The 20,004-nt window shown below is 31.7% G+C and carries 21 protein-coding genes; 17 read left to right on the top strand and 4 right to left on the bottom strand.

Translation table 11 applies throughout. The features are described from left to right. Positions 1-95 precede the first annotated feature (95 nt). Together N508_RS03915 and rpe are read right to left on the bottom strand one after the other, a co-directional pair. Positions 96-458 carry a response regulator gene (locus N508_RS03915; protein WP_023275099.1) on the bottom strand — a complete coding sequence of 121 codons (363 nt, stop codon included), beginning with the start codon at positions 456-458 and terminating at the stop codon, positions 96-98. Between the two features lie 254 nt (positions 459-712). Further along, on the bottom strand, positions 713-1,357 hold the full coding sequence (gene rpe / locus N508_RS03910; RefSeq protein WP_023275098.1) for a ribulose-phosphate 3-epimerase: 645 nt from the start codon (positions 1,355-1,357) through the stop codon (positions 713-715). Between the two features lie 341 nt (positions 1,358-1,698). On the opposite strand from rpe, the gene mltB reads away from it, so the two are divergent. The 6 genes from mltB (at position 1,699) to ligA (ending at position 9,418) form a co-directional block, all read left to right on the top strand. Continuing rightward, complete coding sequence (gene mltB, locus N508_RS03905; RefSeq protein WP_179077829.1) at positions 1,699-2,697, top strand: lytic murein transglycosylase B; 999 nt, start codon at positions 1,699-1,701, stop codon at positions 2,695-2,697. A 20-nt stretch (positions 2,698-2,717) separates the two neighbouring features. Next, entirely contained in the window at positions 2,718-3,584 is an 867-nt protein-coding gene (locus N508_RS03900) for a hypothetical protein (RefSeq protein WP_023275096.1), read from the top strand. Between the two features lie 20 nt (positions 3,585-3,604). After that, a complete protein-coding gene (locus tag N508_RS03895) occupies positions 3,605-4,756 on the top strand; it encodes a PorV/PorQ family protein (RefSeq protein ID WP_023275095.1) in 1,152 nt (383 codons plus the stop codon). A 13-nt stretch (positions 4,757-4,769) separates the two neighbouring features. Continuing rightward, entirely contained in the window at positions 4,770-6,041 is a 1,272-nt protein-coding gene (locus N508_RS03890) for a hypothetical protein (RefSeq protein WP_023275094.1), read from the top strand. A gap of 205 nt (positions 6,042-6,246) precedes the next feature. Continuing rightward, positions 6,247-7,446: a peptidase U32 family protein gene (locus tag N508_RS03885; protein ID WP_023275092.1), complete on the top strand. Its 1,200-nt coding sequence runs from the start codon at positions 6,247-6,249 to the stop codon at positions 7,444-7,446. Between the two features lies 1 nt (position 7,447). Next, positions 7,448-9,418, top strand: coding sequence for an NAD-dependent DNA ligase LigA (gene ligA / locus N508_RS03880; protein ID WP_023275091.1), 1,971 nt, complete (start codon positions 7,448-7,450; stop codon positions 9,416-9,418). A gap of 175 nt (positions 9,419-9,593) precedes the next feature. Here ligA and serA read toward each other — a convergent pair whose 3' ends face one another. Then, entirely contained in the window at positions 9,594-11,225 is a 1,632-nt protein-coding gene (gene serA / locus N508_RS03875) for a phosphoglycerate dehydrogenase (protein ID WP_023275090.1), read from the bottom strand. A 325-nt stretch (positions 11,226-11,550) separates the two neighbouring features. Here serA and hemE point away from each other — a divergent pair, with 325 nt between their 5' ends. From hemE to N508_RS03825, 10 genes are all read left to right on the top strand, one after another. Beyond that, positions 11,551-12,558 (top strand): uroporphyrinogen decarboxylase, encoded by a 1,008-nt coding sequence (hemE, locus tag N508_RS03870; protein ID WP_023275089.1) that lies wholly within the window; start codon positions 11,551-11,553, stop codon positions 12,556-12,558. Between the two features lies 1 nt (position 12,559). After that, positions 12,560-13,525 carry a ferrochelatase gene (gene hemH, locus N508_RS03865; protein ID WP_023275088.1) on the top strand — a complete coding sequence of 322 codons (966 nt, stop codon included), beginning with the start codon at positions 12,560-12,562 and terminating at the stop codon, positions 13,523-13,525. A gap of 14 nt (positions 13,526-13,539) precedes the next feature. After that, on the top strand, positions 13,540-14,394 hold the full coding sequence (locus N508_RS03860) for a UbiA-like polyprenyltransferase (protein ID WP_023275087.1): 855 nt from the start codon (positions 13,540-13,542) through the stop codon (positions 14,392-14,394). Then, the gene (locus tag N508_RS03855; RefSeq protein WP_023275086.1) at positions 14,394-14,972 is read left to right on the top strand and encodes a UbiX family flavin prenyltransferase; all 579 of its coding nucleotides are present in this window, start codon (positions 14,394-14,396) and stop codon (positions 14,970-14,972) included. The genes N508_RS03860 and N508_RS03855 overlap by 1 nt, the downstream gene beginning before the upstream one ends. Continuing rightward, on the top strand, positions 14,969-15,430 hold the full coding sequence (locus N508_RS03850) for a hypothetical protein (protein WP_023275085.1): 462 nt from the start codon (positions 14,969-14,971) through the stop codon (positions 15,428-15,430). The genes N508_RS03855 and N508_RS03850 overlap by 4 nt, the downstream gene beginning before the upstream one ends. A 2-nt stretch (positions 15,431-15,432) precedes the next feature. Continuing rightward, complete coding sequence (locus tag N508_RS03845; RefSeq protein WP_023275084.1) at positions 15,433-15,816, top strand: hypothetical protein; 384 nt, start codon at positions 15,433-15,435, stop codon at positions 15,814-15,816. Next, positions 15,788-16,255 (top strand): hypothetical protein, encoded by a 468-nt coding sequence (locus N508_RS03840; RefSeq protein ID WP_023275083.1) that lies wholly within the window; start codon positions 15,788-15,790, stop codon positions 16,253-16,255. Before N508_RS03845 ends, N508_RS03840 begins: the two co-directional genes overlap by 29 nt. A gap of 14 nt (positions 16,256-16,269) precedes the next feature. Continuing rightward, the gene (locus tag N508_RS03835) at positions 16,270-16,479 is read left to right on the top strand and encodes a hypothetical protein (protein WP_023275082.1); all 210 of its coding nucleotides are present in this window, start codon (positions 16,270-16,272) and stop codon (positions 16,477-16,479) included. A 148-nt stretch (positions 16,480-16,627) separates the two neighbouring features. Then, positions 16,628-17,170 carry a flavodoxin family protein gene (locus N508_RS03830; RefSeq protein WP_023275081.1) on the top strand — a complete coding sequence of 181 codons (543 nt, stop codon included), beginning with the start codon at positions 16,628-16,630 and terminating at the stop codon, positions 17,168-17,170. Between the two features lie 14 nt (positions 17,171-17,184). Further along, entirely contained in the window at positions 17,185-18,162 is a 978-nt protein-coding gene (locus tag N508_RS03825) for a class II fructose-bisphosphate aldolase (protein ID WP_023275080.1), read from the top strand. A gap of 463 nt (positions 18,163-18,625) precedes the next feature. Here N508_RS03825 and N508_RS03820 read toward each other — a convergent pair whose 3' ends face one another. After that, the gene (locus N508_RS03820; RefSeq protein ID WP_023275079.1) at positions 18,626-19,402 is read right to left on the bottom strand and encodes a TSUP family transporter; all 777 of its coding nucleotides are present in this window, start codon (positions 19,400-19,402) and stop codon (positions 18,626-18,628) included. A gap of 106 nt (positions 19,403-19,508) precedes the next feature. Between N508_RS03820 and panD the strand changes: the two genes are divergently transcribed. Then, positions 19,509-19,937: an aspartate 1-decarboxylase gene (gene panD / locus N508_RS03815; RefSeq protein WP_023275078.1), complete on the top strand. Its 429-nt coding sequence runs from the start codon at positions 19,509-19,511 to the stop codon at positions 19,935-19,937. The last annotated feature ends 67 nt before the right edge of the window (positions 19,938-20,004 follow it).

Below are 20,004 nucleotides of genomic sequence, written 5' to 3'. Positions count from 1 at the left end.
ACAAATTAAATAAAGTCTTTGCTGTAAAAGTAATATAAAATGCACTTACTAATATTTAAAGACTGTTATTTAGGAATAATTAACTGACCTTTATTCTAGCTTTCTTTAGCAAGCACTTTTTTCACTTCTTCTTTTAAAGAGTCTGTATCTTGAGATTTCACCCAGTATCCGTCTGCACTCCATGTTGAAAAATCATCTTGATAAGCAGAGTAAGCTGTGGCAAGGATAGTTTTCATACCTTTGTATTCTTTAACTATACGCTGCAGAATATCAATACCACTTTCACCTTTTAATTTAATATCAAGCAGGCAAAGGTCTATTTTTTCTGTTTCTAATATTTTAAAACATTCTGCAGAGTTAGATGCTTCAAAAGTGTTATAGCCTTCTTCCTTTAAAACTGATGAAAATAGAAAACGAATATCTTCCTCATCATCAACTAATAAAATATTATAAGCCATAAAATCCTCCTTTTAAATTGTGTATAAAACAGATTGATAAAGAATTATATTTTGCTGAGAAACTGATAGATTTTGGTATGCAGTAAAATAATGCAGCAAAATACACTCCATAAAAAGAGTATAACAGAATAAACTTAAATATGCTACAAAAAAATATCAATTAGTTAATTATTTTTTTAAAATTATAACAGTAATATAAAATAATAAAAAATACAAAAAAGAGCTTTTTTGAAAAAGCCATTATATATCAGTAATTAATACTGTTTTAACAGGTTTATTGGTATGCTGTAATCACTGGCTTTAAATATATAACTGCCAGCAACTGCACAAGTCATTCCAGAAGATGCAAGCCTTGCAATTGTCTTGTCATTGACACCGCCATCAACTTCTATTATAAAACTATGTTTTATATTTTCTTCCATAATTTTTAATTTAGTAATTTTATCATAACTTGTTTCAATCAGGCTTTGGGCAGGAAAGCCGGGGTTTACTGACATAATAAGAACTAAATCAAGAAATGGCAGTATTTCTTCAAGCATAGATACTGGTGTGCCGGGGTTTAAAGAAATGCCTGCTTTTTTTCCCTTGCTTTTAATGTATGAGATTGTTCTTTGAATATGTTTATCAGCTTCAAAGTGCGGCACAATAATATCTGCTCCTGCATCAATAAAATCATCTATATACTTTGCTGGGTTATCAATCATCAAATGAACATCAAATATTTTATCTGTATGTTTTCTTAAAGCTTTAACTACAGGTGCTCCAAAAGTAATATTTGGAACAAAAGAGCCGTCCATAATATCTAAATGTATCCAGTCTGCTCCAGCCTTATCTACTGCTTTAATTTCTTTTTCTAAATTAGCAAAATCTGCACTTAAAATAGATGCGGAAACTATCATTTAATCCTCCAAAATAATATATAATTATACATTATTATATAAAAAAAGCAATAACTTAGACCAGCGATTTTTGATAGTAAATAATAAGATTTTTATTTCTTATAATTAAAATTGCAGGTTTTTTTAGGAAAATATTAAATCTTTTTATCAGCTGTCTTTTAGCAAAGATAGTTATAATTATTTTATGATTATTTGCATGTATAGTGATTTGCAGGCTATTGTTTTTTAAAACACTTTTATTATATGTGATTATTCATTACAAAAATTTTACACAATCATATATTTTTCTTTTATTTTTATAAAATATATGCTATATCCAGATTATGAAAAAATTGACTTTTTTGATAATTTTATTATATTTGTCTATTTTTGGCAACTCTTATGCAGAGCTTACTGCAGGTAAGTTTATAAATAATCCAGATGTTGATGTTTTTGTTAATAAAATGAATAATCAGCATGGTTTTAGTAAAGATTATCTTTATGGTGTTTTTGATAAAACAATGCATTCAGGTTTTACTCCAAAGTATATGAACAGCCCTGCTGAAAGTGTAAATACATGGGCAGTTTACAGGAAAAAGATGGTAAATAATATCCGTGTTGATTTAGGTGTAAGATATTTTAAAGAACATAAAACAGAGCTTTTAAAAGCACAAAAACATTATGGGGTGCCTGCTTATATTATTGCTGGTATAATAGGTATGGAAACTAATTATGGATATTCCCCTATGAAGTTCCGTGCTGTTGATTCTATTGCAACTCTTGCATTTTATTATCCAAGGCGTGCTGAATATTTTCAGAGAGAGCTTGAAGCATTATTTTTATTTGCAAGAAAAACAGATACTGATATTTTTGATATTAAAAGCTCTTATGCTGGAGCTATTGGTATACCGCAGTTTATGCCAAGCAATGTGCTGACTTATGCTGTCAGTGGCACAGGAAATAAACATATAGATATAATTAATAACCATTTGGATGCTTTATACAGTGTTGCAAACTTTTTGAAGAAAAAGGGCTGGAAAACAGGGGAGCCTGTTTCTATGAAAGTGCATGTAAAAGGTAAAAAATTTCATAAATATGTGACAGAATCACCATGTAATGGCTATAAAGTAACTGTTAAGACATTAAAAAATGCAGGGGTATCATTTCCATTTAATATTTCTAATGATACAAAAGCCATACTTTTTACAGTGCAGGCAGAAAATGGTAAAGAGTATCATGCAGCTTTTAATAATTTTTGTGCTGTTTACAGGTATAATCCAAGTATTCATTATGTTTTAGGTGTGAATTATTTAGGAAATACTGTTGGCTCTCGTGCGGGAGCTAAACTATATTCACACTAAAATAATATGATGAGGCTGAAATGAAGAAAAATATTTTATATTTATTACTGTTTTTTTTAGTATTTATATATGGCTGTGGTGAAAATATGTATGCAGATGTAGATAATAATTATTCACTGGCGGCTAAGCAAGACCAGTTAGATTTTGAATTTATTGGTAATAACTGTGCTCCAGTTATGAATTATTATAATAGTGTAGACTCAACTGGTGCAGCTTTATCAAGGGATGATACATTTAAATTTTTAAGTGCAATATTACACTGTGGTGGTTTTAATGTTATTGGCGGCATAGATATGGTTAGTAAAACAGGCACATCTGATGTGTATGGTGTTGTTGCTGGCATGCTTGGCATATCAGAAGTAACTTTTGAAAATTTAAATGCTATAAGTCCATATTATAAAAAAACAGTTGATATATGCTATATTAGACATGCTCTTGCAAAAGATAATAATACTACTCTTGATAAAAGCACTGCTTCATTATGCGGATTTGCTGGTATGATAAGCACTGCATTAAATGTTTCATCTCTTATTATTTCTATTGCAGGTGAAGATATTCCTGTAAAATTCAGTGAAATCGGTTTTCAGCAGGCATTGAAGCAGATAGATATAAATATGGCAGTAGATAATTTTTTTGCAAATGCAGAAAATGACACATATTTAGAAGAATTAACATTAACACTAAACACAGCTTTTAATGGGTTATCATCTATGGAAAGTTTTTTAGGCGGCTCTACTGATATGGTAAATGAAATGAAAAGCAGTCTGTTTGATGAAGTTTTAAATCAAGTATCTGAAGATAAATTAAAATCATATATAACAAGTATACAAGAAGGTCAAAATATCAGCAGTAATGGGGCTAATGACCGCATTCAAGGCAATGGCTAAGGTTATGGGGGAATATAGGTATGAAATTTAAAGCAATTTTAGTTACTCTTTTAGTAATCATTCCATTTGCATCAAGCTATGCTCAAAAAGCAGTTTTTTCACGAGAATATCCTAGAATGATGACTTCTGTGCGTGCTATGGGTATGGGGAATGCTTTTTTTGGTGTAAGTGATGATAAATATGCAGCTTTTTATAACCCTGCAGGTCTTGCTATGAATAAAAGTGTATGGAATGTTGATATTATTCCATTAAGCATTGGTGCCAACAGCAATATGATTTCAAATGCCACAGATTTGGGAAGTATGTTTTTAAAAGGCGGTTTAAGTACAGATACTATTGTAAAAACATTAGATGGTATGATGGGTCAGTATAATAATATAAGTCCTATTACTTTTTTTCCTGCATTTACATATAAAAACTGGTCTTTTGGTATATTTGTAAACAGCTATGCAGATGTGCTTACATATAATAAAGTAATGCCAACAGTTTCTGCAAAAATTCATGCAGATGCAGGTGCAGTTTTAACTTATGCACATTCATTTTTAAAAGATAAATCTTTGCATTTAGGTGTATCATTAATGGGTTTTTACCGTATGGGTTACAGTGCAACATATACAGCAGTTGATATTGCAAATCTTGATACAAACGGCATAGTAAGTGATTTATTAGAAAACACTGGCTGGGGTATTCTTGCAAGTGTTGGTGTAATGTATGAACTTCCATGGCTTAGAAAAGAATTAAATGCAAGAGTAGGGCTTTCCTTTAATGATTTTGGGTATCAGTATATGGCGGACGGGCTTGATAAAATTGAGCCTACATTAAATTTAAGTTTAGCAATTTCACCAAACTGGGAGTTTATTTCATCTAATATAGTTATAGATTTTAATGATTTATTATTTATGAACGGCACTGATGATTCTTTTGGCAAGCGTGTAAATATTGGTGCAGAAATAGGATTTTGGAACAGGATATTTCTCCGCACAGGACTTCATCAGGGATACTGGACAGCAGGTGCAGGCATTAATATCTGGGCACTTCGCATAAATTATGCTTATTATACAGAAGAGCTTGGTGCTTATGCAGGTCAGTATTCAGACCAGCGTCATGTAATAGAAGTAGTTTTAGGCTGGGACCAGCTTAAAAAGCAGCCAAACAGCAGGCTTATTGACTAGATATTAAAATAAAATGAAAAAATCTGTATTAATAACATTTTGTGTAGTTTTTTTATTATATGGCTGTGCAGAAAAACAAAAAGTTATTACTGGCGGGCAGCTTTTGCAGGTAGTAAGCCATGTAAAAGCTGAGCCATCAAATCCAAAAGATTTTGAATTAAAAATACCAGAATCTTCAATGATTAGAAATTCTTTAGTCAGCTTTAATAAAACATATCAAAGAGTATACAGTGACAGCAATGTAACATCAATGGCAGCAGGTAAAGAAATGATTACTGTTTTGAAGCCAGATGAAATAGGTTTTACAATTACAAGCTGTCCGGGACTTTATTTAAAAAATACTTATGACAATGTAAGAGTATACGGACTAGAAGCAGCAATATATAATAGCAGTTATATAGATGTTTATTCTGCTTCAGAATGTGCAAGTTTAGGAACATATCCTAGAATGTTAAACGGCAGTGTGGAAATAGTGCCAAACTATATTATAGAATGGGCTGGCTCTCAGGCAGCATTAAGAAATTCTTATAATGGTGATGAACTCTATACTGGTGATACAGGGCTTTTAATAAAAGCAGCAGGATATGTAAATGGTGCACCTGTTCTTTTGCAGGAAAATGGCTATATATTAACCTATGATAAAAGTATGCAGGCTTTTATATTAACAGGGCAAATTCCATCAGGTTATAATGAAATATACCATTCTGAAGGCAGATTTTATGGCACATTAAAAGATGAAAAGAAATTTTTTGTGCTTGATAATGACACAGTAAAAATCAGCGATAATACAGACTGCACTGCAAGCCCATACAGTGTTTCAGGGCTGTGCGGCACTACATTAATAACTGATAATGAAATATATCATGACCTGCCTGTAAAAGATAAGTTTGCTTCCACATCTACCACTTTTATTACCCTTGATAAATCAAATATAAATATATATTATCTTGAGACAGTTTGGCAGAGATTTTTATCTATGAGTTATGAAAGGCCAAAGGCATGTGTTTCTGGTAAAACTGTATATTATAAGTCATTCAGTGGCAGTATTTATCAAAATATAAATGGAAAGGAAAGCAAAATATCAGTAATGCCTAAAAAATGTTCCAGTAAAAATGTAGTCCTTAATTATGGTGAATTTTACTGTTCTGGCAAAAAATGTGGTAAATTCGCCATACCTATTAAAAATAATAAAGATGCAGTAATGTATCGCCGAGTAGAAGATAATACTATATATTATTATTTTGATAATTTAGATTTTTTGCCTTTTAAATCAGGCTCAAAATGACTTATAGTGTGAAAACTGTATGGACTTACAGTGTTACAGGAAAAAGAAATTTATTTAGTGGCTTAGTTCAAGAATCTTGTATAAGTCCATTTTATATTTGTGCAGATATTTTAAATAAAGTGCTGTATTATAAATATGTTCTTTTAATAAAACATAAATTATGCTATATTAAGCCACTAAACTAAATAAATAAGGATAATGATATATGGAATTACTTTCTCCTGCTGGGAATTTTGAAAAATTAAAAGCTGCTGTTCGTTTTGGAGCAGATGCAGTATTTATGGGTGGTCCTGCTTTTGGTTTGAGAGCAAATGCAGGCAACTTTTCATTTGATGAAATGGAAGAAGCCTTTAAATACCTACATGACAGGGGTAAAAAAGGATATGTTACTGTTAATATATATCCACAGACTAATGAGCTTGAAAGTATTAGGCAGTATCTTAAAAAATGCGAGCAGTTAGGGGCAGACGCTTTAATTATAAGTGACCCTGGTATATTTTCAATAGTTAAACAGGAAGGTATAAAAACACCTGTATCAATAAGCACTCAGGCAAACACAACAAACCTTGCCGCTGTTAATTTCTGGGCATCTCTTGGTGCTTCCCGTGTTATTATGGCAAGGGAAGTGAGAAAAGAAGATTTAGTAGAAATTATGAAAAATGCTCAGTGTGAAGTAGAAACCTTTATTCATGGAGCAATATGTATATCTATGAGTGGAAGATGTTTAATAAGCTCATATATGACAGGAAAAGATGCAAATAATGGAGAATGCACTCATCCGTGCAGGTGGAATTATGCTTTAATGGAAGAAAAGCGTGATGGAGAATATTTTCCAGTATATGAAGATGACAGGGGAACATATTTATATAATTCTAAAGACTTATGTCTGCTTGATAGAATAGGCGAGCTTGTAAAAATGGGCTCTGCAAGTGGTAAGATAGAAGGCAGAATGAAAAGTATAATGTATGTTTCCATTGTAACTGGTGTATACAGGCAGGCAATAGATTTAGCTGTGAAAGATGCAGATAATTATAAGCCGCTGCCAGAATGGCGTCATTTACTGGAAAGTGTAAGCAACAGAGGATATATTGAAGGCTTTTACGGTGGCGAATATGATACAAATGCAGTAAATAGAGAAACAAGTGGATATTCCCGCTCTGCTGCATTTTTAGGTGTTGCATTAAAAGACAGCTCAAATGATGAATTAGAAATTACTTGCAGGGCAAAATTTGCACCAGATGAAGAAATAACTATACTTACTCCTGATTTGAAAAAAATTAAAGTTATACCAGAAATAGTTTTAGATGAAGGGAATAATAAGGTAGAGGCCACAAGACCTAACTATATTTACAAAATACCATTTAAAGATAAAGCACCAGAAGGCTCACTTATTATGAGGTTTTAAAATGGATGTAGAAAATCGCATAAAAGAACTTGTAGATATTTTAAATAAATACAGCAAAGCATATTATATTGATAACAGCCCGCTTGTTTCTGATGTGGAATATGACAGGCTTTATAAAGAGCTGGAAGATTTAGAAAAAAAATATCCTGAATATGTTATGGAAGATAGTCCTACTAAAACAGTAGGTATAAAGCATAATAATAAAATAAAAACAATTACCCATGAAATACCAATGTATTCTTTGGAAAATTCATATTCCATAGAAGATATTAAAGAGTTTTATACAAGGCTTTATAAACTTTTTGGCTTAAATCCAGAGGTAACTGTTGAAGTAAAAATGGATGGAGCTGCATTATCTGTTACTTACGATAATGGCAGATTGCAGCAAATAGTAACACGGGGTGATGGTAAATCTGGCGAAGATATTACAAATACTGCTGTTATAAAAAACCTGCCGAAAAAAATATCATATAAGGGCAGGCTTATTCTTCGCGGTGAAGTGATTATGCCAAAAGTTGTATTTAAGCAGTTAAATAAAATAAGGGGCGAAATGGGGCAGCCTTTATTTGCAAATCCAAGAAATGCAGCAAGCGGAAGTTTAAAACTTATTAATATTAAAGAAGCATCTTCCAGAGAGCTTGAAATGTATATATATGGAACTGCCTACTGTGATGAAGAATTTATCACACATACCGCATCTCTTGATTTCTGCAAAGAAAATAATCTGCCTGTAAGCCAGTATTTATATGTATGCTCATCTATTTCTGAAGTGGAGCAGGCACTTAAAACTATTGAAGATATGCGTTTCAGCCTGCCTTATGATATAGATGGGGCAGTTATTAAAGTTAATAATAAAGACTATCAGGAAGAAGCTGGCTGGACTGCAAAATTTCCACGATGGGCAATAGCATATAAATATAAGGCTCAGCAGGTTTCTACAAAACTTTTAGATGTAATATTTCAGGTAGGCAGAACTGGTGCAGTAACTCCTGTTGCTGTGCTTGAGCCTGTGCAGATTTCTGGCACAACTGTTTCAAGAGCAAGTCTGCATAATGAAGATGAAGTTAAAAGATTAAATATAATGACAGGTGATACTGTATTTATTGAAAAAGGCGGAGAAATTATTCCAAAAGTGGTAAGTGTGCAGGAAAAATTAAGGAGTGATAATGCCAAAGAAATAGTGTTTCCTGATAAATGCCCAATATGCAATTCATTACTTGAAATAAGTGAAGATGATGCAAAAAGAAGGTGTAAAAATACAGAATGTCCAGCACTTGTGCAGGGCTCAATTATTCATTTTGCAAGCCGTGATGCTATGGATATTAAAGGGCTTGGAGAAAAAGTAGTGGAAGAGCTTTATAATGCTCATCTTATAAATAATTATGCGGATATTTATGAATTAAATGTATCTCAGCTTGAAAACAGAGAAGGCTGGGGTGAAGTTTCTGCTATTAATTTAATTAATGCTGTAAATGACAGTAAAAATATACCATTTGAAAGGGTGATTTTTGCTCTTGGTCTGCGTCATGTTGGTGCAGTTGCCGCAAAATTAATTGCAGAACATTTTAAAAGTATGGATAATCTAATGAATGCCAGCTTTAATGATTTAGAACAGGTGAAAGGTGTAGGGGAAGAAACAGCAAAATCAGTGCTTTCATCTTTGAATGATAAAAATATACAGGAAATTATCGCAAGACTGAAATCCTATGGTTTGCAGATGGAATATGTAAGCAGTGCAACAGGCAGCAGCTTAAAAGGCAGCACATTTTTAATTACAGGCACACTTGATAAGCCTAGGAAATATTATGAAGACTTAATTGTGCAAAATGGCGGCACACTTTTAAGCGGTGTCTCTAAAAACTTAAACTATTTAATAGCTGGAGAAAAAGCAGGCTCAAAGCTGGAAAAAGCAAAAAAACTTGAAGTAAAAGTTATTTCTCAAAATGAGTTTTTAAATATGATAAATAGATAAAAATATCTTAATTATAACTGCATCATAAAGTATCTGTTTTAGATACTTCGCTTAAAAATCAAGCTCAGTATGACAGTGCAGTTTTCACAATATAAGTCATTTTGAGCCTGATTTTAAAGGCGAAAAATCTAGATTACATATATTGCAGTAATGTATAATATATTTTTGATTTTTACTATATTCTAATATATTTTGCTTCTATAATATCTTCTAAATTGCTAATTTTTTTTACAACTTCAGAAGATACTTTATCATCTACAAGAACAAAAGAAATAGCTTCACTTCCTTTACTGCCTACTCGTGCAAGTCCAAAGTTAGCAATGTTGATATTATTTTCACCAAGCAGTGTTGCAACTTTACCAACAATGCCCGGACGGTCATTATTTCTAAAATAGATATAATTGCCGCTTGCTTCTAAATCAAGTGTATAGTTGTCAATAAATAATATTTTGCCAATATTTTCTGCAAAAAGTGTTCCGCCAATTGTAGTTTCTTTGCCATCATTTGTTTTTACTGTTAATACAAGCAAATCGTTATATTTATCATAATGGTCATTTTTAGCTTCCATTATATTAATATTTCTATCTTTTGCTAAATATGGTGAGTTAATAAAAGAAACAGAATCTTCAAGCACAACTTCTAAAAAGCCTTTTAATGCTGCAATAGTAAATGGCTGATAGTTAAATGGCGAATCAAATGTTCTCTCGCCAAAATCTTCTTCAAATCTTTTACCAACCATAGTAAATCTGATTTCTTCTGGTCTGCCTGTAATAAATTGAGAAGCAAGTCGTCCCATACTTCTTGCAAGCTCAAAATAACGCTGTAATTCTTCAGGCAGAAGTGATTTCATATAAGGAATATTTACAGCATTAGCATAAGACCTGCCTTCAAGAGCATTAACTATCTGCTCGCATATAATAACAGCAACACCTTTTTGACCTTCATGAGTATTTGCACCAATATGAGGCGTTACAAATATATTATCAAGTTCTAATAATTTCATACCTTTTGGAGGTTCATATGAAAAAACATCTGTTGCAGCAGAAAATAATTTACCGCTTTTTACAGCCTCATAAAGAGCATCTTCATCTACTAAACCGCCTCTTGCACAGTTAACAAATACAGCTCCATCTTTCATCATATCAAACTGAGGTTTTGCTATCATACCTTTTGTTTCTTCAGTTAATGGTGTATGCAGAGTAATAACATCAGCCTGAGATAATACTTCATCAAGAGAGTTGCATAAAGTAACACCAAGGTTTTCTGCACAGGACTGTTTAACATAAGGGTCATAAGCAAGCACTTTCATACCAAATGCTTTACATCTTGTAACAACATTACCGCCAATTCTACCAATACCAACAATACCGAGAGTTTTATCTAAAAGCTGAATACCCATAAATTTCTTTCTGTTCCATTCCCCAGCTTTAACAGAGCTGTTAGCAGCAGGAATTTTACGGCATGCAGCTAATATCATCCCCATAGTAAGCTCAACAGCAGCATAAGTGTTACCTGTTGGAGCATTCATAACAATAAGACCTTTTTTGCTGGCTGTCTCAATATCAACATTATCAAGACCAACACCTGCTCTGCCTATAATTTTAAGTTTGCCTGTATTTTCAAGTAAATCAGCATCTACTGTAGTGCCGCTTCTAGTAATAACAGCATCATAATTGCCAAGAATATGTTTTAAATCAGCATTAGAAATACCTGCACGGATTTCATAATTAACGCTTTCTGCTTTTTCTAAAATCTCAATACCTTCCTCTGCAATATGGTCAGTAATAAGAATATCAAATTTTTTCACAATCCACCTCAAAAATAGCTTTAATAATTAAAAGCAGGATAACAATATCAAAATTCTCTTAACTAATCAAGAGTAACTATTAAATTTCATCATTTTTTGTTTTTAGTTTTAAAAGATATTTATTTCATCATCAGTAAGGACTTTATCACAATATCTTTTTTATCACAGGCATTTCACTTTCAGCTAAAATTTCTGCTGCCAAAGATAGAAAAGTATACTTTGATTTCATAATTATCCCTGCTGTATAATATATTTTCCTTGATATTTTATACTACTGTATATATACTTGTCAAAACATTTATAAACTAAATATGAGGATACAAATATGGCTTTCAACGACTTGCTATTAAAAGCATTAAATAAAGAAAAAACAGAGCGTCCGCCAGTATGGCTTATGAGGCAGGCTGGCAGATATATGCCAGAATATATGGAAGTGCGTAAAAAAGTTTCATTTTTAGAATTATGTAAAACACCAGAGCTTGCATGTGCTGTTACATTACAGCCTGTTGATATATTAGGTGCAGATGCTGCAATTTTGTTTTCAGATATTTTAATACCTATTGAGCCAATAGGGGTAAATTTAAGCTTTAATCCTGCCCCTGTTATATCTAACCCTGTAAGAACTATGGAAGATGTTAACAGACTTAACCATTTTAACCCAGAAAGCGATGCACCATTTGTATATAAAACAATAGATTTACTTGTTAAAAAGTTAAATGTTCCATTAATTGGCTTTTCTGGTGCACCTTTTACTCTTGCATGCTATATGACAGAAGGAGCTGGCTCTAAATCATTTTTAGAAATCCGTAAAATGATGTTAAACACACCAGATGTTTTTCATTCTCTTATGAAAAAATTAACTGAAGATACCATAAAATATTTACAAAATCAGGTGAAACATGGCTGTGCTGCTATCCAAATGTTTGATACATGGGCAGGTATTCTGCCGCCTGCAGAATATAAAGAAATGGTATTTCCTTATGTAAAAGAAATAAGCGAAAGCATTTCTGCTCCATTTATATATTTTGCAAAAGACGGTTCAGCCTATTTTGATACTATTAAAGAACTAAACTGTGCAGGTATAGGGATTGACTGGAAAATCAGCTTAAAAGAAGCAAATGTCATGCTTGGCAGTAAATTTAGCCTGCAAGGTAATTTAGACCCAGCAATACTATTTTCTAACAAAGCATCTATTAAAAAATATGCAGAAACTGCAATAAATGAAGGAAAATTATGTCCTGGTCATATTTTTAATTTAGGTCATGGAATTATGCCTGCAACACCTGTGGAAAATGTGAAATATTTAATAGATGTTGTTAAAGGTTTAGCTTAATATGAAAAAAGATGTATTGTTTATAATGGGTATGGGCGGTCCAGACAGTATTGAAGCAATAGAGCCCTTTTTATTTAACCTTTTTTCAGACAGAGATATAATAAACTTTCATGTGGGAAATATTCTGCAAAAATTTATTGCAAAAAAAATAGCTGCAAAACGCTCTAAAAAGCTATCACCAGAATATTTAAAAATGGGATATAATGGTGCATCGCCGCAGAATATAATTCACAGAAGAATCTTTAAAGCACTTGAAAAATATTATATAGATTTAACAGGCAGGCAGTTAATGGTTATAGAAGCAAACTGCTACTATCATCCATTTTTTGATGAGGCTCTTGAAGTGCTTAAAAATACAGAGTGTAACAGAGTAATATTTACAACAGTTTATCCACAGTATTCTTTAACTACTGTAGAAGCATGCTTTAACAGACTTGCAAAAATGTATAATATTTCTGGCAGTAATAAATATAAAAGTGTAGTTATTCCATACTGGTATGAAAATGAAAAATACTGCAAGGCATTATCTAAAAGAATATTAAAGGCTGCAGAAAAGCTGAATAAAGATATAAAAGACTGCCATGTGCTTTATTCTGCCCATTCTGTGCCAATGAGTTATATAGAAAAGGGCGACCCTTACCCTGAACATATAAAAAACCACATATATATAATTAATAAAATGACAGGTATAAAATCATTTGAAACTGCTTATCAAAGTAAAGTAGGTCCTGTGAAATGGATGCAGCCTGCTATGATAGATATACTTGAAAGCTATAAAGATAAAAATATTGATAATATAATTATTGTTCCTATATCTTTTATTTCTGACCATATAGAAACATTAATAGAGCTTGATGAACAGCTTATGCCAATATTAAAAAATGCTGGCAAAAATATAGTTCGGATAGAAAGTTTAAATGACAGCCCTGATTTTATTGAAGCTTTAAGTGATGTTATAAATATTTAATTTTGGAGTATTTAATGAACAGTTTTTTTGCTTTTATAAAAATGATAAAATTAGAACATTCTCTTTTTGCACTTCCCTTTGCCTTTGTTGGTATGATATTAGCAGCTAATGGACTGCCTTCATGGAATATAATATTATGGGTAGTTGTTGCAATGGTTGGTGCAAGAAGTGCCGCTATGGGTATAAACAGATATGCAGATGCTGAGATAGATGCACGAAACCCCCGCACTGCTTCAAGGGAAATACCTGCTGGCAATATTTCTAAAAAAGCAGCATTATTTTATATTTTATTAAGCCTTGCTGTATATTTTGCAGCAGCATTTATGCTTAACAGGTTAACAGCAATACTTTCCCCTGTTCCTGTATTGATATTTATATTATATGCTTATGCAAAAAGGTTTACAAACTTCTGCCATATAATTTTAGGCATAGCATTAGGACTTGCACCAATTTGTGCATGGATTGCTGTAACCGGAAGGGTTGATACTGCACCTTTTATATTAGGAAGTGCAGTAATATTATGGGTAGCTGGTTTTGATATATTATATGCAGTGCAGGATATAGAATATGACAGAAAAGAAGGGCTGCACTCTATCCCTGCAGTTTTTGGAACAGGTGGTTCTTTAATAATTGCAAGAGTGCTGCACTTTGCAGCTATATGTTTATTTATATCATTAATGGCATTTACTAATTTAGGATATATTTATTTAGCAGGGGTATTATTATCTGGTGCATTAATGGCTTATGAGCACAGCTTGGTGTCAAAAGATGATTTATCCAAACTTAATCTGGCATTTTTTAATATGAATGCTTATATTAGTATTACAATAATGATTTTTACAATTATAGATATATGGGTAGGTAAATAATGAAACGCTCATTTGTTGCATTAACTGGGGCAAGTGGTATTCTTTACAGCTTTGGTATAATTAAAGCACTGCAAAAGGCAGGCTTTGAAGTTCATACAGCAGCAGCTAATGAAGCACTTGCAAATGCTCAGGCAGAAACTGGTGCTGCATATAAAAGCATTGAAGATATGTATAAATCAAATGGTATAGAAAATATTATAATACATAATAATAATGATTTGAGTGCATCCGTTTCAAGCGGTTCATTTAAAGTAGAGCATTATATTATTGCTCCAGCTTCTATGGGGTTTGTTGGCAGATGTGCAAATGGAATTAGTTCATCATTAATAGAAAGATGTGCTGATGTTGCATTAAAAGAAAGACGGCAGTTAGTTGTGCTTTTTAGAGAAATGCCTTTATCTACTATACATTTAGAAAATCTTACAAGGCTTTCTCAAGCTGGTGCAGTAATAATTCCTGCAGCTCCAGGCTTTTATAATAAACCAGAAACTATTGATGATTTAGTTAATTTTGTAACTGGAAAAGTTCTTGATGTTATAGGTATAGATAACAGCTGTTATACACGGTGGAAAAATTGAGAATACTTTGTGTAGAATGTTTTAACCAGATAGTAAACATTAAAAAAGGTATTGCAATATGTTCCTGCTGTAATGCAGAATATAATATTGCAGAAAAAAGTACTCAGTTTAAAGTCCGCCTTTCTGGTGGGTTTATTAAAACAAGCCTGTCTTATGATGATATTGTTTTAGGTATAAAAACAGGCTCTATTTTAGCAGGTGATTATATTGCAAGTGTTGATGGACCATGGATACATGTTTATGATTCATCTTTTGAATATTATTTTAAAAAAATAGATGAACAGGATAACAGAAGCGGTATAATTTTATATAAAAAAAAGAAAAAAAAGTTGTCAGTTATTAATATGCTTGTGTTTCTTCTAATAATTTCTATTGCAATTAATTTTACATTAATTGTATTATTATATATGATGAATAGCAGAATAACCAATTTAGTAGGTCAAATAACAGGAGGCTGATTATGGATAAATCTGAAGGAAAAGACTGGTTTGCAAAAACACTTAACAATGTTACAGAAGAAACAGCAAAAGTTTACAAAATTTCTCGTTTAAAATTAGAAATCAATTCTTTTAATAAAACTTATAATGAGAAGATGCATAAAATAAGCAAACGCCTGCTTAAACTTATAGAGCAGGGAGAAATAGATGCATCTCTTTTTGAGCCAGAATACAGCTCTATTATGCAGATTTCTGAAAAAATAGAAGAAATGGAAGCAGAAGTTGAAGCTATTAAAGGCAATTTAAAATATGGATTTGGTAAAAAGAAATCTGATGATAATGAAAATATTGTAGATGTTAAACCAGAAACTGTTGAAAATGATGAGAAAAAAGAGGATAATAAATAATTATATTATTATACTGCTTATATGTGTTGTAACAGGCTGTTCTGGAACATTATTTGGTTATGATAATCTAGACAGCCTGTATAAAAATAATATAAGAAATATGGATATAAGTGTATATTATAACACTACAGATGGCTATATAACTTCCACAGTTAAAAATGTAAGCAGCACATTTATGACAAACTTAAATATGTCTATGGAATGTGAGTATAATAATGGGAATATAATCACAGATATTCATTCACTAAGCAATTTAAAAGCATACTTTTACAAAAATGTAGTCTTTCAAATAGATTATGATAAATGTAAAAGTTTAGTGTTAAAGTATATTTATTATCCACAGGAAGACGGTGGGTTTATATATACAGACAGGTTTGGTTCATATCCTATACCTGTTTCAAATGATATACCTGTTGATGGTGTATTAGTAATAAAATAATATAAGGAGGATGTATGATTAAAAGAATAAACAATGAAAAAGAGTTTTTATCAGCCTTGAATAGAGTTGATACACTAATGTTTCATGCAGTTCCTGGCACGCCAGAAGGTGATGAGCTTGAACAGCTTTCTAAAATGATAGAAGAATATGAAAATAGAAATGCTATTATTATGAGTCAGTCAAAAGTTCAAGATGATGCTATAAACTCTAAATATAAAAAATAACTTCTGTCTAAACAGTTTAACTAAGTAATTTTTTTTATATATCTTAAAAAGGCTTCTAGTCATCAATTTAATAAATGTAGTGAAATATTTTGATTTAAGATAAAATATATCTTGAAAGATATTAAACAATATAATACTATAACTTATTATGAGCATATTAATAATTAATGCAAGCCCTAGAAAAAGTGGCAATTCAACATTTATAGCTGAAAGTTTAAAGGAAAAGTATGGAGATAGCTGTCAAGTAGTAAATCTTGCAGAGCTTAATATAAAGCCATGCACTTCCTGTCGCTCTTGTAAAATTAATAACAGTTTTTGTGTTATTAAAGATGATATTTCTGAGCTTTATTCTAAACTTTTATCTGCTGATAAAATTATTCTTATTTCCCCAAATATTATGGGTTTTATTTCAAGCCATGCAAAGATTTTAACAGACAGATTTTACTGTTTGAAAACATCAGAGCGTAAAACTAAATTTGAAGAAGGCAAAAAAATGTTTTTTATATTAACTCAAAAATCAGCAGACAGAAGCCATGGAAATATGGCAGTAAACTGGGCAAAAGGTTTTTTTGAGCAATATGGATTAAAAACTTTTACTTTTGTTATACCAAACTGTGGCTATGATAATACTGATGGTGTAAAAATAAAACTTGATGAAATAAAAATGAATGTATCAATGTTTTTTAATTAAAGGAGGATACTCTAATGGCAGTTTCTTACAAAGAATTAGGTCTTGTAAACACAAAAGAAATGTTTGCAGACGCTATGAAAAATGGTTATGCAGTTCCTGCATACAACTTTAACAATTTGGAGCAGATTCAAGCAATTATTCAGGCTTGTGCTGAAACAAAATCTCCAGTTATACTGCAGGTTTCAAAAGGTGCAAGAAATTATGCAAATGCAACAATTTTAAGATATTTAGCTGTTGGTGCAGTTGAATATGCAAAAGAATTAGGCTGCAGCATACCTATAGCATTGCATCTAGACCATGGAGACAGCTATGAGCTTTGTGTTGACTGTATAGAAAAAGGCTTCTCATCAGTTATGATTGACGGCTCTCATCTGCCTTATGAAGAAAATGTTGCATTAACTAAAAAAGTTGTTGATTATGCTCATCAATTTGATGTTACTGTTGAAGGTGAATTAGGTGTGCTTGCTGGTATAGAAGATGAAGTTCAAAGCGAACATTCTCACTATACAGACCCAGACCAGGTTGAAGATTTTGTTAAACGCACTGGTGTTGATTCGCTTGCAATATCTATTGGAACATCACATGGTGCATACAAATTTAAATTAAAACCGGGCGAAAGTGTTCCACCACTTCGTTTTGATATATTAGAAGAATGTGAAAAAAGACTTCCAAACTTCCCTATTGTTTTACATGGTGCTTCTTCTGTTCTTCCTGAATATGTAGAGTTAATCAATAAATACGGTGGTAAAATGGAAAATGCAGTTGGTGTTCCTGAAGACCAGTTAAGAAAAGCTGCTAAATCAGCAGTATGTAAAATTAATATTGACTCTGATGGTCGTCTTGCTTTCACTGCAAAAGTTAGAGAAACACTTGCTACACAACCAAGTGAATTTGACCCTAGAAAATATTTAGGTAATGCTAGAAGCGAACTTGTAAAAGCATATAAAGCTAAAAACGAAAATGTTTTAGGCAGTGCAAACAGAGTGAAATAAGTATATAAGCCTAATGGGAAGTTTATCTTCCCATTAAGCTAAATAATATTATAATTATTTATGCAACTTGTTATTTTTTGAATCCAGTAATTTTGTGTATCAGTCTTTTTGAGCCTGATTTTTAAAGGCAAAAAATCTATACGGTATAAATTTCAATAACTATACATACTATTTTTATGATTATTGCAGTTTATATATGTTAGATACTTCGCTTATAAATCAAGCTCAGTATGACTTACATCTTTCACACTAGTAAGTCATTTTTAGCAAAGCGAAAAATCTATATAGTATAAATTTCAATAATTATACATACTATTTTTATAATTATTGCAGTTTATATATTTTAGATACTTCGCTTTAAACCAAGCTCAGTATGACCTAATTTACTTTATTTTATTGCAGTATTCATTATATGTATTAGTCTAATTTTTTGTGTAAGTCTAAATCAAAAATCCTGCAAATTTTATGCTTTAACAATTTTAATAATAAGTGATACAAACATCACAATAAATACAATTATTAATATTTTTTTAACAAAAGCCTGCCCGTTTTTAATAGCCATTTTACTGCCTATATAGCTGCCTAATACATTAGCTATTAAAAGCGGTATGCCAATATATATTATCACCTGTCCTGCTTTTAAGAACATTACTAATGCACCTGCACCTGAAGCAAAATTTACTATCTTTGCAACAGCTGAAGCCTGCACCATATTCATACCAAGAATTGAATAAAATGCTATAATCAAAAATGTTCCCATTCCAGGACCAAAAAAGCCGTCATATATTCCTAAAACAAAAGTGATAAATGGTGCAGCAATATAAAGCTCCTTTCTGGAAAAATCTTTTACATTATGTTTTAAATTCTTTTTAGGAATAAATGTTACAATAGCAGCAATAGGAAGAATAAAAAGAATGATTTTATTTAGAGTATCTTGAGTAACCCCTAAGTTTATATGAGAGCCTGCCATCCCGCCTAAAAATGCACACACAAGACCAATTAATGCAATAGGCCATATTACAGTTTTACTGCGGATAAAGTTATATGCGGCAGTTGCTGTGCCAAATACTGCAGGCAGTTTATTTGTAGCTACTGCCATAGTTGGAGAAAGACCAGCAAGCATTAAAGCAGGCACAAGGATAAACCCGCCGCCGCCTGCAATACTGTCAATAAAGCCTGCACAAAATGAAGCAGCAATTAAAAATGCAAGTATATAGTATGAATCAGAAATATATTCCATATAATTCCCCCAGAGTAATCTATAATATAAATTTGTAATTATTTCAATTGATTTATTCTACAATTTAATATATACCTATTCTACTATATTTTTTGGAGGCTTATTAGTGGAGCTGATTGAAGTTATATCTGCAAAACTGCATGGGATAAAAATAACAGAAAGTGCACTGCATTATCATGGAAGTGTTACAATTGATGAAGATATACTTCACAAGGCAGGTATTCGCCCTATGGAGTTTGTATATATTTGGAACAAAGCAAGTGGTGCAAGAATTGCTACTTATGTGCTGCCCGGAGAAAAAGGCAGTGGTATTGTCTGCTTAAACGGAGCTGCTGCAAGAAGCTGTCAGGTTGGAGATGAAGTGATTATATCCCTTTCTAAATATATAACAAATGACGAAATGGCATGCAGAAAAGCAAAAGTAGTTACATTTAACCATGACAGCCGCATAAACACAGTTGATGAAATATTAGAGTATGACTTTATAAGCGATACAGAGGATAACTGGCAGTTTAAAATTAATAAGCTGTATTAAAACTTTCTTTTATATTATATAATATTAATTTTATTTAAAAAAAAATACAAATTTTCTCTTGCAATAT

Source organism: Mucispirillum schaedleri ASF457 (genome assembly GCF_000487995.2).
GTDB lineage: Bacteria > Chrysiogenota > Deferribacteres > Deferribacterales > Mucispirillaceae > Mucispirillum > Mucispirillum schaedleri.
This window is presented reverse-complemented; position numbering and strand designations above follow the sequence as displayed.

Bases quoted from the DNA above. Each gene is read 5' to 3' on its own strand.
- rpe (WP_023275098.1), bottom strand. From the start codon at position 1,357: ATGATAGTTTCCGCATCTATTTTAAGTGCAGATTTTGCTAATTTAGAA.
- N508_RS03890 (WP_023275094.1), top strand. From the start codon at position 4,770: ATGAAAAAATCTGTATTAATAACATTTTGTGTAGTTTTTTTATTATAT.
- N508_RS03840 (WP_023275083.1), top strand. From the start codon at position 15,788: ATGATGAGAAAAAAGAGGATAATAAATAATTATATTATTATACTGCTT.
- N508_RS03825 (WP_023275080.1), top strand. From the start codon at position 17,185: ATGGCAGTTTCTTACAAAGAATTAGGTCTTGTAAACACAAAAGAAATG.
- N508_RS03835 (WP_023275082.1), top strand. From the start codon at position 16,270: ATGATTAAAAGAATAAACAATGAAAAAGAGTTTTTATCAGCCTTGAAT.
- hemH (WP_023275088.1), top strand. From the start codon at position 12,560: ATGAAAAAAGATGTATTGTTTATAATGGGTATGGGCGGTCCAGACAGT.
- ligA (WP_023275091.1), top strand. From the start codon at position 7,448: ATGGATGTAGAAAATCGCATAAAAGAACTTGTAGATATTTTAAATAAA.
- N508_RS03915 (WP_023275099.1), bottom strand. From the start codon at position 458: ATGGCTTATAATATTTTATTAGTTGATGATGAGGAAGATATTCGTTTT.
- N508_RS03860 (WP_023275087.1), top strand. From the start codon at position 13,540: ATGAACAGTTTTTTTGCTTTTATAAAAATGATAAAATTAGAACATTCT.
- N508_RS03820 (WP_023275079.1), bottom strand. From the start codon at position 19,402: ATGGAATATATTTCTGATTCATACTATATACTTGCATTTTTAATTGCT.
- N508_RS03830 (WP_023275081.1), top strand. From the start codon at position 16,628: ATGAGCATATTAATAATTAATGCAAGCCCTAGAAAAAGTGGCAATTCA.
- N508_RS03885 (WP_023275092.1), top strand. From the start codon at position 6,247: ATGGAATTACTTTCTCCTGCTGGGAATTTTGAAAAATTAAAAGCTGCT.
- N508_RS03900 (WP_023275096.1), top strand. From the start codon at position 2,718: ATGAAGAAAAATATTTTATATTTATTACTGTTTTTTTTAGTATTTATA.
- N508_RS03845 (WP_023275084.1), top strand. From the start codon at position 15,433: ATGGATAAATCTGAAGGAAAAGACTGGTTTGCAAAAACACTTAACAAT.
- N508_RS03855 (WP_023275086.1), top strand. From the start codon at position 14,394: ATGAAACGCTCATTTGTTGCATTAACTGGGGCAAGTGGTATTCTTTAC.
- hemE (WP_023275089.1), top strand. From the start codon at position 11,551: ATGGCTTTCAACGACTTGCTATTAAAAGCATTAAATAAAGAAAAAACA.
- N508_RS03895 (WP_023275095.1), top strand. From the start codon at position 3,605: ATGAAATTTAAAGCAATTTTAGTTACTCTTTTAGTAATCATTCCATTT.